Source organism: Ferrovibrio sp. (genome assembly GCF_002796975.1).
GTDB lineage: Bacteria > Pseudomonadota > Alphaproteobacteria > Ferrovibrionales > Ferrovibrionaceae > Ferrovibrio.
On the sequence record NZ_PEKV01000005.1, the window covers coordinates 781,388 to 792,639 of the forward strand.

Genomic DNA, 11,252 nt, shown 5'->3' on the forward strand with positions numbered 1-11,252 from the left:
CTTTTGTCCATCCGTCGCCTGCCGGAAACCCTGGTCAACCGCATCGCCGCCGGCGAGGTGGTCGAGCGTCCGGCCTCGGCCGTGAAGGAACTGATGGAGAATGCCATCGATGCTGGTGCGCGCCGCATCGACATCGCCACGACATCCGGCGGCCGCACCCTGATCAGCGTCGCCGATGACGGCAAGGGCATGGCGGCCGACGATCTGCCGGTGGCGGTCGAACGCCATGCCACGTCGAAACTGCCGGGCGACGATCTGCTGAACATCCAGTGGCTCGGTTTCCGCGGCGAGGCGCTGCCTTCGATCGGTGCGGTGGCGCGGCTGAATATCGTCACCCGCGAGAAGGCCGCCGACAGCGCATCGCAGCTCGAAGTCGATGCAGGCAAGGTGGGGCAGGTGAAGCCGGCCGCTGCGGGTCCGGGCACCCGCATCGAGGTGCGCGATCTCTTCTATGCCGTGCCGGCACGGCTGAAATTCCTCAAGACCGACCGCGCCGAAGACCTTGCCGTGCAGGAGATCGTCAAGCGGCTGGCAATGGCACATGCAGGTATAGCATTCACATTACAACAGGATGGTCGCACCAGTTTCCGCGCCGATGCGGTACCTGACAATTTGCTGGATGGCCCGGAAGATGTGCAGCGTCCCGATCTGCAGCGGCTGGGCCGGCTGGAACAGATCCTCGGCCGCGACTTCGCCGACAATGCCGTGGCGATCAGGGCCGAGCGCGAAGGCATTGCGCTGACCGGCTATGCCGGTCTGCCGACCTACAATCGCGGCAATGCCCAGCACCAGTATCTCTTCGTCAACGGCCGCCCGGTGCGCGACAAGCTGTTCGTCGGCGCCGTGAAAGGCGCCTACGCGGATTTCCTCAGCCATGACCGCCATCCGGTGGTGGCTTTGTTCCTGCAGGTGCCGGCCGAGCAGGTCGACGTCAACGTGCATCCGGCCAAGGCCGAAGTGCGCTTCCGCGATCCCGGCCTTGTACGGGGCCTGATCGTCGGCGCGCTGCGCCATGCGCTGGCCGAGGCCGGCCATCGCGCGTCGACCACGGTGGCGCAGGCAGCTTTGGGTGCGCTGCGCCCGCAATCGGCGCCGACCATGCCGCTGCCCTTTGGGACTTCTGGCCAGTCCACCTTTGGCGGTGGCGGTGCCTCGCGCTGGCGCGGCTATGACAACCTGCGTCCGAGTTCCGTGCCGGGGCTGGCCGATGCAGCCGCACTCTATAATGCGCCCCAGGGGGATTTCTCGGGCGAAGTCTCGGCCGAGGCCGACGGCCTGGCGCCAGCCGCCCGGAATGAAGATGCCGGAAGCGCCCCGGTCCCGCTGCAGAGCTATCCGCTGGGTGCCGCACGCGGCCAGCTGCACGAGACCTATATCGTGGCGCAGACGGCGGATGGCATCGTGATCGTCGACCAGCATGCCGCGCATGAGCGCCTGGTTTACGAGCGTATGAAGGTCAATCTCGAAGCCGGCAAAGTGCCGCGCCAGGCGCTGCTGCTGCCCGAAGTGGTCGAGCTGACCGAGGCCGAAGCGGGCAGGCTGGCGGCGCGTGCGACCGAACTGGCCGAACTCGGCCTGGTTCTGGAAGCTTTCGGCGCCGGTGCGGTGGTGGTGCGCGAAGTGCCAGCTTTACTGGGCGATGTCGCGGTGCAGAACCTGGTGCGCGACCTGGCCGACGCGATTGCTGAATACGGCAATGTGCTGCCGCTGAAGGAAAAGCTCGAAGAGGTCTGCGGCACCATGGCCTGCCATGGCAGCGTGCGCGCCGGCCGCCGGCTGACGCTGGACGAGATGAATGCGCTGTTGCGCCAGATGGAGGCGACGCCGCATTCCGGCCAGTGCAATCACGGCCGCCCGACCTATGTCGAACTGAAGCTGGCCGATATCGAAAAGCTGTTCGGCCGGCGGTAAGGCTGAAAAGGGACTTTTGCCGCCTGCCGACGGCAGAATCCGGTATCCATTTCGGCGCCGAATGTTACACTGCGGATCGTACCTGATTTGACGGGGCGTCTGGTTTTTCCCGGTAGTTCAGGAAAAATTAACCATAGACAACTAATCAAATTTGGGTATATAAAAATGTTAATCTACCCAAACATAGCGATTTTACCTTTTCGTCGAAGCTAGGATAACGAAGGCGTCCTGATTGCCAGGACTTTGGTGCTCAGAGAGAGTCCCGAAATCTCCAGAAAGGAATACGTCATGGCCAATTCCGTAAATACCAATGTCGGCGCGCTGATCGCCCTGTCCTCGCTGCGGACGGTGAACCGTGAAGTCGACGTCACCTCCAAGCGCGTCCAGACCGGCTATCGCGTTGCCGATGCACAGGACGACGCCGCCGTTTTCGCTGTCGCCCAGGGTATCCGTGGCGACATCAAGGCCAAGGCCTCGGTCCAGTCCTCGCTGGCTGGCGGTGAAGGTCTCGCCCAGGTTACCAACGCCGCCCTGAAGGGCATCTCCGACGTGATCGGCGACATTCGCGCCAAGCTCGCCCTGCTCGGCAGCGGCTCGATCAGCGACGACCAGCGCGCCATCTACAACGCTGACGTGGCCCAGCTCGTCGGCACGATGACGTCGTACACCACGCAGGCGAACTTCAACGGCAAGAACCTGTTGATTTCTGCGACCACCGACCCGTCGACCTTCGTGGCCGACACCGCCGGTGCCACCCTGCAGCTGACCAATCAGGACATCGAAGCTGCGATCACCACCTTCGAGGGTGACTCGACGGTGACCGATCCGACCACCGACTTTGCCACCGCCAACGACGCGCTGACCGTTCTGGAAACCGCCGTCAACACCGCGATGGCGACGATCGCTGCCGAAGGCCGCGCTCTGACCCTGCAGAAGAACTTCACCGACGACCTGGTCGATGCGGCGAAGAAGGGCCTCGGCGCTCTCGTCGACTCCGACGTGGCTGCGGAAAGCGCCAATCTGCAGTCTCTGCAGGTTCGCCAGCAGCTCAACATCCAGGCGCTGTCGATTGCCAACCAGCAGCCGAACACGCTGCTCAGCCTGTTCCGTTAATCGGACCAGACGGCATCACAGTTACCGAGTTAGGAATGGGGGCGGCCTTAAGGGCCGCCCCCAAACCGTTTCTGGGGGTCGCAGGTGCCAGCGTTTGCGTATCCTTAACGCCAAAACAGCATGCTGCCGGGCGTGGTTGCAGGATTCGCGGGGATGACATCCGGCGTGACAGATACGGCGATGCTCGACGGGCTGGTGGAAGCCTTTTCTTTCGGCTTCCTGCGCGACGACGCCCAGCTGCAAGGCGGGCTGGCCGCGCTCAGCCGGCATCTGGAGGCAGAGAGCGGACGGCTGGTGTTGCGCGAGAGCGACACCGATGCACCGCTGGTGCGCCATATCCACGGCATTGCCGACGATTACCACCTGCTCAGCAGCTATGACAGCGCCTACTGCGCGCACGATCCCTTCATCGCGCCGCTGCGGCTGCCGGACAATGTCGGCACACTCTTCTGGCACGACCTGAACGAACAGGACGGCGGCGAGGCCGCCGATTTCTACGATCAGTATCGCAAGGCCGGCTGGCGCTACATGCTGACCGTTGCCTTCCTTAATGACGCAAACAGGTTCGGCTATCTCCGTTTCCTGCGCGCGAGCGGTGCCGGGCCGTTCGATGCGGAGCGCGTCGCGCTGCTGCAGCAGGTTCTGCCGCATCTGGCGCGGGCCTGCCGGATGCGGGACGCTTTCTCCCAGGTCTATGCGTCGCTGGAACATCATCTGCTGCAGGGCAACGACCTGGAGGTCGGGGTGGTGCATCTCGATACCACCGGCCGCGTCGTGCTGGTGAACGACAATGCCCGGCGCATTTTTGCCGGCATGGACGGGCTGTATCTGAAGGACGGCGGTGTCGCTGCCGGCGGATGGGAAGGCACCGAGGCGATCGGCAAACTGGCCGCCGCCGTGATCGCGGGCTCGCTCGGGCCGCACAGCCTGCCGGGCCGCAACGAACTCACCATCGCGCGGCCATCGGGGCGCGCACCCTATGCGATCCAGGCCGTTCCCATGGTGATGCGGAACCGTTTCACCGACGAGAATGCGATTGTCGCGGCGCTGCGCATCATCGATCAGGAAAAACAGGATCTGCAGTCCACGATCCAGGCCTATCGGCTGACGGCGGCGGAAAGCCGGCTGGCCAATTACCTGATTGCCGGCCTGCCGCCCAAGGAAATCGCGCGCCAGACCGGACTGAGCATCCACACCATCCGCACGCAGCAGCGCGGTCTCTACCGCAAGCTCGGCGTGTCGCGCCATTTCGATTTGCTGATGCGGCTAGCGCCGCACCGTATCAAGTAATGGCGCGCATCAAATGAATGGCCGGCGTTAATTCACCGCTGCACTATACTGCCGCCGCGGCCTTCGCAAATTTCACCGAAATCCATAGACCCATCGCACTGCGATCCATTGGTTCGCGCGCGGGACCGTGGCACAACAGCGGCATACCGTCTCTTGTTCGAATTGCCGATTGGGGATGCCGCAATGACCATCATCAGAACTGTCGAAGAGCTGGAAGCGCTGTACGGCCAGGCAGGCGAGACCTCGCTGGCCAAGGAAGTCGATTACATCGCGCCGGAGTATCGCGCCTATATCGAAGCCTCACCCTTCGTCATCGTTGCCACTGCCGGGCCGGAAGGCCTCGACTGCTCGCCGCGCGGCGACAGGACCGGATTCGTGCGCGTGCATGACGAGCGCACCCTGATGCTGCCCGATCGCCGCGGTAACAACCGTGTCGATACATTGCGCAATATCGTGCGCGATCCGCGCGTCGGGTTGCTGTTCGTCATTCCCGGTTCGGGCAATACGCTGCGGGTGAATGGTCGCGCCCATCTTGAGACCGATCCGGCCTTGCTCGACAGCTTCCTCATGGAAGGCAAGGCGCCGCGGTCGGTGATGGTGATTGCGGTCGACAGCGTCTATTTCCAGTGCGCCCGCGCCATTGCGCGCGCCGATCTGTGGAATCCGGCGCTGCATGTCGATCCGAAGACGCTGCCTACGGCAGGGCAGATCCTGGCCGCGCTCAGCAAGGGCAGGGTGGGCGGCGAGAGCTACGACCGCGAATGGCCGGAACGCTCCCGCGCTACCATGTGGTAATGGGCGCCCACGTGGGTATGCGCCAGCATGTGGTGACTACGGAACAGGGCACGAGGTCCGCCGCACCCCCTCGGTAAGCGGACCTCGTCTCTGCCGGCCCCGGATCAGCGCGTCATGGCCAGAGCGCTGCCAAGGCCAGAAATACCGGGACAAAATACATGGGCCAGAAATACCTGGGCCATAACGACCAGCACTGCTACGCGCGGTGCAGCAGCCGGGGCATCGCGTCGGATCTCAGGTTCGTCAGCGACAGCATCCCCGATGCCAGCAGGGCAGACACCTGGCAGGCTTCCAGGGCCGCTGCTTCCGCCGCCAGATCGACACCGGGCGGCGCTGCGAGCATCGAGTTGTCTGGAGCGGGAATGTCGCGGATCGCGCTGCCGCAGGCGGCGACGGAAATAACGGAATCCGGCGGTGAAATCTGTTGGTATTTTCGGGTCATGGTATCCCCCTTCTGGAGATGTCATGGCCATTCAGGCCATAGCGGGAATACTAGCCCGCCCGACACAACTTGTCTTGTCCGTACTGCTCGAAAGCCTTGCCTCCCTGTCTCATTGCCTCCGCCAGGGGAACTCCGGGCCACTCCGCGATTGCCTTGCCGGGTGGTGCATGGGAAAACTTGCGCCGGGGATTGAGGACATATGGCACCGAAAATACCAAAGGCATCGCTGGCGCGCGGGCTGGCGCCGGATGAATGGCTGCAGCCGCTGTTCAGCCAGTCGATTGCCGCCTATTTCGATGCCCAGCCGATACTCGACCCGTCGCAGTCGAAGACGCCGCCCGAGATACATCAGTATCATCTTGGCCAGGCGCTGTTCATGGACTCGAAATTTGAAGCCCAGCGCTTCCGCCGCGACATGGCGATGATGGCGCGGCATGACGACACCGACCATCTGTCGCTGCAGTATTTCGTGCGCGGTCGCAACCAGGTGGTTAACGGCGACGCCGAATATGTCGAGCAGCCGGGCAACATCTTCGCGGTCAACCTGGCCTACGAGATCGAGGCGCAGTCCGAGGATTCGGAGGTGCTGCTGCTGATCCTGCCGCGCGAACTGGTGCGCCGCGAAATTCCTCAGCTGACCGATGCGCTGGGCGGCATTTTCACCCACGGCTCGGCCAGCGCGCAGGTCTTCTGCCATCATATGATGGCGCTGAAGCACAGCCTGTCCCGTGCCACCACGGCCGAAACCGCTGCCATCACGCAAGGCTCGCTCGGCCTGCTCGGTGCGCTGGTGCAGGGCGGCGACATCACCGCCAGCGCCGCGCAGCAGGCCACATTGCGCACCATGTGCAGCTTCATCGACCGGCATCTGCGCAGTCCCGAGCTCAGCGTCGAAAGCCTGTGCCGCCAGTTCCGCTGCTCGCGCGCCACGCTGTATCGCCTGTTCAAGCCGCTGGGCGGCGTGCGCGAACATATCCAGCGTCGCCGCCTGATGGCCTGCTTCAAGGCGATTGCCACGCAGGGACATCGCCGCATCTTCGATATCGCGCTGGAACATGGCTTCGTCTCGCCGAGCCATTTCAGCAACATGTTCCGCGACTATTTCGGCATGACCCCGCGCGAGGCGCGCGATGCCGGCAACCAGCCGTCGCAGATGGTGACGCGGATCGAGCTGGTGCAGATGTCCGCCAAGGGGCTGGGCGGCAGCTCGGCGAAGGAGGATGCCGAACTGATGTGGCAGTGGGGCTACACGCTGGCGCAGACCGGCACCTTGACGACGGAATGAGACTTGCCGAAAGATCTAAGTTCCTGTATTGTTCTTTATACGGCTTACGTTTCACAGGATGTTTCACGGAATAAGCACGCTATAAGCATCCGATAAGCGCAAATAAGCATCGAATAAGGGTCGAATTAAGCCCGCTTTGAAGCCGGACAAGCGCCTGAAAAGCTCCGGATAAGACGCTCCGGGCAGCCAGTAAAAGTTAGTATTTTCACTTATTTATGCGTTTCACGCAGCAGGAAGGTCAGGCGCGCGGGGCCTTGCTGGCGCTCTTCCAGCAGGGCGAATCCCGGCGGAATCGCGAAACTTCCTTTCGCGTCGGTTTCCACGATCACCAGCGCGTCGGATTTCAGCCAGCCGGCCTGCGTCAGCGCGGTCAGCGCCTGGGTACCGATCCCGGAGCGGTACGGCGGGTCCATCAGTACCAGGTCGGCCGGGGCGGGGGCAGGGCCGGGGTTGAGTGCATCGGCGCCGCGGAGCGTGATCTGGCGGCCGAGGTCGAGCGTGTCGGCATTGCGCAGGATGCAGCGCCGCGCTGCCGGGTCGATCTCGAACAGGTAAGAGTGCGCCGCGCCGCGCGACAGCGCCTCGAAGCTGAGCGCGCCCGAGCCCGCGAAGGGATCGACCACGATGCCGCCGTCCAGCCGCGTCTTGCCCGCATCGGTCATCAGGCTGGGCGAATGCAGCAGCATGTTGAACAGCGATTCGCGCACCCGGTCTGTCGTGGGCCGCGTGGTCTTGTCGGGCGGCGCGGCAATCGGCCGGCCGCGATGTGTGCCCCCGACTATGCGCACCGGGCAATCCTCATTTTTTCGGGGCAGGCTTCTGCGCGCCGCCGATCTGTTCCCTGATCACCTTGCCCGGCACTTCCTTCACCTTGCCGGGCTCGATGGCGCCGAGCTGGAAGGGACCGTAGGCGGTGCGGATCAGGCGGCTGACCTGGTGGCCGAGATGCTCCATCACGCGGCGCACCTCGCGGTTCTTGCCTTCGCGCAGGCCGATCACCAGCCAGGTGTTGTCGCCCTGGCTGCGCTCGACGCTGGCCGTGATCGGGCCGTAGTTGACGCCTTCGATGCTGACGCCTTTTTCCAGTTCGGCCAGATGCTGCTTGTGCGGCAGGCCGTTCACGCGCACGCGATATCTGCGCAGCCAGCCGGTGCTCGGCAGTTCCAGCCGGCGTGCCAGTTCGCCGTCGTTGGTCAGCAGCAGCAGGCCTTCGGAATTGAAATCCAGCCGGCCGACCGAGATCACGCGCGGCAGGCCGGTGGGCAGGTTGTCGAACACGGTGGGCCGGCCCTGCGGATCCCTGTGCGTGGTCATCAGGCCGCGCGGCTTGTGGTAGAGCCAGAGCTGGGTCTTGGCCGCGCCGGCCAGCGGCTTGCCGTTGACCAGGATCACGTCGGCATCGGTGACCACGCAGGCCGGCGTATCGAGCTTCCGGCCGTTGACCATGACGCGGCCCTCGGCGATCCAGCGTTCGGCATCGCGGCGCGAACACAGGCCGGCGCGTGCCATGCGTTTGGCGATACGCTCGCCGCCGCTATTGTCGTCCTTGTCGTCGCTCATGGCTTTTTGCAGGCGGCGATGAAGGCGGCAAACAGTTTGCGGTCGCCTTCGCTGATGAAGAATTCCGGATGCCACTGCACGCCGAGGCAGAATGTGTAGCCCGGATGCTCGATACCCTCGATCACGCCGTCGGGCGCAACGGCATCGCAAACCGCACCGGGCGCCACGGCATCCACCGCCTGGTGATGCGCCGAATTGACCGGCAGTTCGTCGGTGCCGACGATGCGGCGCAGCAGCGTGTTGGCGCTCACCTTGACGGGATGACCGGCCTGGTCGCGCGGATTGGGCTGCTCATGCGCCAGCGGATTGCTCACGCTGTCGGGGATATGCTGGATCAGCGTGCCACCCAGCACGACATTCAAGAGCTGCTGTCCGCCGCAGATGCCGAAGACCGGCTTGTTGCGGTCCAGCATGCCGCGGGTGATCGCCCATTCGAACTGGGTGCGCGCCGCCTTCACCTTCACGGTGTCATGCGTCTCGGCGGCGCCGAACAGGGCGGGGTCGACATCGAAATTGCCGCCGGTGACGATCAGGCCGTCCAGCAGGTCGAGATAGGCCGGCACGGCGTCGGGCTCATGCGGCAGCACCAGCGGCAGGCCGCCGGTCTGGGTCACCGCCGAGCAGTAATTCTGCCGCAGCGCATACCAGGGGAATTTCGAATAGCCGCCCGGCTCCTCGGAATCGAGGGTGATGCCGATCAGGGGCGGGCGTGTCGGACTGAGCTGGTTCATGGCCATCTTATAGGCCGGGCAGCCTGAAATGACGAGGGGTCGCTTGACGTTCGGGGAAGCCTCCAGCACCCTCCGCGCCATGACGGAGACTGCCAAAACCCCCATGGACATCGCGCTGGACGAGGCCCGGCTGGCAGCTGGACGCGGCGAAGTGCCGGTCGGCGCCGTGATCGTGGATGGTGCCGGCGCCATTGTGGCCCGGGCGGGCAACGAGACGCGGCTGCGCAACGATCCGACCGCCCATGCCGAGGTGCTGGCGATCCGCCAGGCTGCCGCGACGCTGGGAGCGGAGCGGCTAAGCGGTTGCGATCTTTACGTCACCCTGGAGCCCTGCGCGATGTGTGCGGGTGCGATCAGCTTTGCCCGTCTGCGGCGGTTATATTACGGCGCCGACGATCCCAAGGGCGGCGGCGTCGCCCATGGCGGGCGGTTCTTCGCGCAATCGACCTGCCATCACCGGCCCGAGGTCTATGCGGGTATCGGCGAGGTTGCAGCGGCCGAACTGCTGCGCGGTTTTTTCACCGCGAGGCGATAGTACCGTCCCAATCGCCGCGATTGGTTCAATCCTGGCCGAAGCGCCAGTCTCTAGCCGAAGCGACTGGGCGGGCCTAAACTCGGCCCTGTATCCGCTATCGGTTAACTTGAAAACAAAGGGACGAAACATGGACTTCGAATTTTCCGACAAGGTCAAAGACCTGCAGGAACGCGTCGCCCGCTTCATGGACGACCATGTCTATCCGAACGAGCACCGCTTCCACGAGGAAGTCGCCAAGGGCGACCGCTGGCAGCCCACTGCCGTGGTGGAAGAACTGAAGGAAAAGGCCAAGGCGCAAGGTCTGTGGAACCTGTTCCTGCCGGAATCCAAGCGCGGCGCCGGCCTGAAGAATCACGAATATGCCACGCTGTGCGAAATCATGGGCCGCGTGCACTGGGCGCCTGAAGTGTTCAACTGCTCGGCGCCCGATACCGGCAACATGGAAGTGCTGGAGCGCTACGGCACCGACGAGCACAAGAAGGAATGGCTGGAGCCGCTGCTGGCCGGCAAGATCCGTTCGGCCTTCGCGATGACCGAACCGGCCGTCGCCTCGTCGGATGCCACCAACATCGAATCCGAAATCCGTAAGGACGGCGACTCCTACGTGATCAACGGCCGCAAGTGGTGGACCTCGGGGATCGGCGATCCGCGCTGCAAAATCCTGATCTTCATGGGCAAGTCCGACGCGAAGAATCCCGACAAGTACAAGCAGCAGTCGATGATCCTGGTGCCGCGCGATGCGCCGGGCGTCAACGTGCTGCGCATGCTGCCGGTCTTCGGCTATGACGATGCGCCGCACGGCCATGGCGAAGTGACCTTCGAGAATGTGCGCGTGCCGGCGTCCAACATGCTGCTGGGCGAAGGCCGCGGTTTCGAGATCGCGCAGGGACGTCTCGGCCCGGGCCGCATCCATCACTGCATGCGCCTGATCGGCCAGGCCGAGCGCGCGCTGGAGAAGATGTGCAAGCGCGCCAAGAGCCGCGTCGCCTTCGGCAAGCCGGTGGCGGACCAGACGGTGACGCTGGAGCGTATCGCCGATGCCCGCATCATGATCGATCAGGCCCGCTTCCTGACGCTGCATGCGGCCTGGAAGATGGACACCGTGGGCAACAAGGCGGCACGCAAGGAGATCGCCATGATCAAGGTGGCGGCGCCGGTGATGGCCTGCCAGGTGATCGACTGGGCCATGCAGGTGCATGGCGCAGCCGGCGTATCGGAAGATTTCGGTCTCGCCGCTGCCTACGCCCAGGCCCGCACGCTGCGCTTCGCCGACGGTCCGGATGAAGTGCATCGCAACCAGATCGGCCGCCTCGAACTGTCGCGCTGGAACTGACACTGCCTTAGACCAAAAAAAGAGAGCCTCCCCATGACTGTTGAATCGTATTTCTCCGCCACCTATGGCGAGGCGCGGGACAAGTTCCGCGCCGCCGCTACGGATGCAGGCGCCAAGCTCGTGTCTTTCGAGAATCCCAACGCCAAGGGGCCGAAGGGCGAGACGCTGACCACCGACGTCGCACTGCTGGGATCGGAGAAGGCCGAGCGCGTTTATCTCACCATCTCGGGCACGCATGGCGCCGAAGGTTTCTGCGG

11 protein-coding genes and 1 pseudogene (1 of these 12 cut by a window edge) are annotated in these 11,252 nt (G+C 64.2%); 8 read left to right on the forward strand and 4 right to left on the reverse strand.

Going from position 1 to position 11,252, the window contains the following annotated elements; translation table 11 throughout:
- Positions 1-3: 3 nt before the first annotated feature.
- The 4 genes from mutL to CTR53_RS08685 all read left to right on the forward strand — a co-directional run bounded on the left by mutL (position 4) and on the right by CTR53_RS08685 (position 5,109).
- Positions 4-1,911, forward strand: coding sequence for a DNA mismatch repair endonuclease MutL (gene mutL / locus CTR53_RS08670; protein WP_290811432.1), 1,908 nt, complete (start codon positions 4-6; stop codon positions 1,909-1,911).
- Between the two features lie 288 nt (positions 1,912-2,199).
- The gene (locus CTR53_RS08675; protein WP_290811435.1) at positions 2,200-3,024 is read left to right on the forward strand and encodes a flagellin; all 825 of its coding nucleotides are present in this window, start codon (positions 2,200-2,202) and stop codon (positions 3,022-3,024) included.
- A gap of 153 nt (positions 3,025-3,177) precedes the next feature.
- Positions 3,178-4,314 (forward strand): helix-turn-helix transcriptional regulator, encoded by a 1,137-nt coding sequence (locus tag CTR53_RS08680; RefSeq protein ID WP_290811438.1) that lies wholly within the window; start codon positions 3,178-3,180, stop codon positions 4,312-4,314.
- 183 nt (positions 4,315-4,497) lie between these two features.
- Positions 4,498-5,109 carry a pyridoxamine 5'-phosphate oxidase family protein gene (locus tag CTR53_RS08685; protein ID WP_290811441.1) on the forward strand — a complete coding sequence of 204 codons (612 nt, stop codon included), beginning with the start codon at positions 4,498-4,500 and terminating at the stop codon, positions 5,107-5,109.
- A 196-nt stretch (positions 5,110-5,305) separates the two neighbouring features.
- Here CTR53_RS08685 and CTR53_RS08690 read toward each other — a convergent pair whose 3' ends face one another.
- Positions 5,306-5,551 (reverse strand): hypothetical protein, encoded by a 246-nt coding sequence (locus CTR53_RS08690; RefSeq protein WP_290811444.1) that lies wholly within the window; start codon positions 5,549-5,551, stop codon positions 5,306-5,308.
- Between the two features lie 199 nt (positions 5,552-5,750).
- Here CTR53_RS08690 and CTR53_RS08695 point away from each other — a divergent pair, with 199 nt between their 5' ends.
- Complete coding sequence (locus CTR53_RS08695; protein ID WP_290811447.1) at positions 5,751-6,836, forward strand: AraC family transcriptional regulator; 1,086 nt, start codon at positions 5,751-5,753, stop codon at positions 6,834-6,836.
- Between the two features lie 209 nt (positions 6,837-7,045).
- Here CTR53_RS08695 and rsmD read toward each other — a convergent pair whose 3' ends face one another.
- From rsmD to CTR53_RS08710, 3 genes are read right to left on the reverse strand one after another with little or no spacing between them, the layout of a single operon-like run.
- A complete protein-coding gene (rsmD, locus tag CTR53_RS08700; protein WP_290811450.1) occupies positions 7,046-7,624 on the reverse strand; it encodes a 16S rRNA (guanine(966)-N(2))-methyltransferase RsmD in 579 nt (192 codons plus the stop codon).
- A 10-nt stretch (positions 7,625-7,634) separates the two neighbouring features.
- Entirely contained in the window at positions 7,635-8,396 is a 762-nt protein-coding gene (locus CTR53_RS08705; protein ID WP_290811453.1) for a pseudouridine synthase, read from the reverse strand.
- Positions 8,393-9,127, reverse strand: coding sequence for a gamma-glutamyl-gamma-aminobutyrate hydrolase family protein (locus CTR53_RS08710; protein WP_290811456.1), 735 nt, complete (start codon positions 9,125-9,127; stop codon positions 8,393-8,395). Before CTR53_RS08710 ends, CTR53_RS08705 begins: the two co-directional genes overlap by 4 nt.
- A gap of 79 nt (positions 9,128-9,206) precedes the next feature.
- Here CTR53_RS08710 and CTR53_RS08715 point away from each other — a divergent pair, with 79 nt between their 5' ends.
- The 3 genes and pseudogenes from CTR53_RS08715 to CTR53_RS08725 all read left to right on the forward strand — a co-directional run.
- Positions 9,207-9,662: a nucleoside deaminase gene (locus tag CTR53_RS08715; protein ID WP_290811460.1), complete on the forward strand. Its 456-nt coding sequence runs from the start codon at positions 9,207-9,209 to the stop codon at positions 9,660-9,662.
- Between the two features lie 127 nt (positions 9,663-9,789).
- Positions 9,790-10,995, forward strand: coding sequence for an acyl-CoA dehydrogenase family protein (locus tag CTR53_RS08720; protein ID WP_290811463.1), 1,206 nt, complete (start codon positions 9,790-9,792; stop codon positions 10,993-10,995).
- A 33-nt stretch (positions 10,996-11,028) separates the two neighbouring features.
- A pseudogene (locus CTR53_RS08725) lies at positions 11,029-11,252 on the forward strand (M14 family metallopeptidase); it runs 806 nt beyond the window's last position.

What these genes read in the sequence shown, in the direction of transcription:
- CTR53_RS08715 (WP_290811460.1), top strand. Translation starts at nt 9,207, where the DNA reads ATGACGGAGACTGCCAAAACCCCCATGGACATCGCGCTGGACGAGGCC.
- CTR53_RS08685 (WP_290811441.1), top strand. Translation starts at nt 4,498, where the DNA reads ATGACCATCATCAGAACTGTCGAAGAGCTGGAAGCGCTGTACGGCCAG.
- CTR53_RS08690 (WP_290811444.1), bottom strand. Translation starts at nt 5,551, where the DNA reads ATGACCCGAAAATACCAACAGATTTCACCGCCGGATTCCGTTATTTCC.
- CTR53_RS08695 (WP_290811447.1), top strand. Translation starts at nt 5,751, where the DNA reads ATGGCACCGAAAATACCAAAGGCATCGCTGGCGCGCGGGCTGGCGCCG.
- CTR53_RS08705 (WP_290811453.1), bottom strand. Translation starts at nt 8,396, where the DNA reads ATGAGCGACGACAAGGACGACAATAGCGGCGGCGAGCGTATCGCCAAA.
- CTR53_RS08720 (WP_290811463.1), top strand. Translation starts at nt 9,790, where the DNA reads ATGGACTTCGAATTTTCCGACAAGGTCAAAGACCTGCAGGAACGCGTC.
- CTR53_RS08710 (WP_290811456.1), bottom strand. Translation starts at nt 9,127, where the DNA reads ATGAACCAGCTCAGTCCGACACGCCCGCCCCTGATCGGCATCACCCTC.
- CTR53_RS08675 (WP_290811435.1), top strand. Translation starts at nt 2,200, where the DNA reads ATGGCCAATTCCGTAAATACCAATGTCGGCGCGCTGATCGCCCTGTCC.
- CTR53_RS08680 (WP_290811438.1), top strand. Translation starts at nt 3,178, where the DNA reads ATGACATCCGGCGTGACAGATACGGCGATGCTCGACGGGCTGGTGGAA.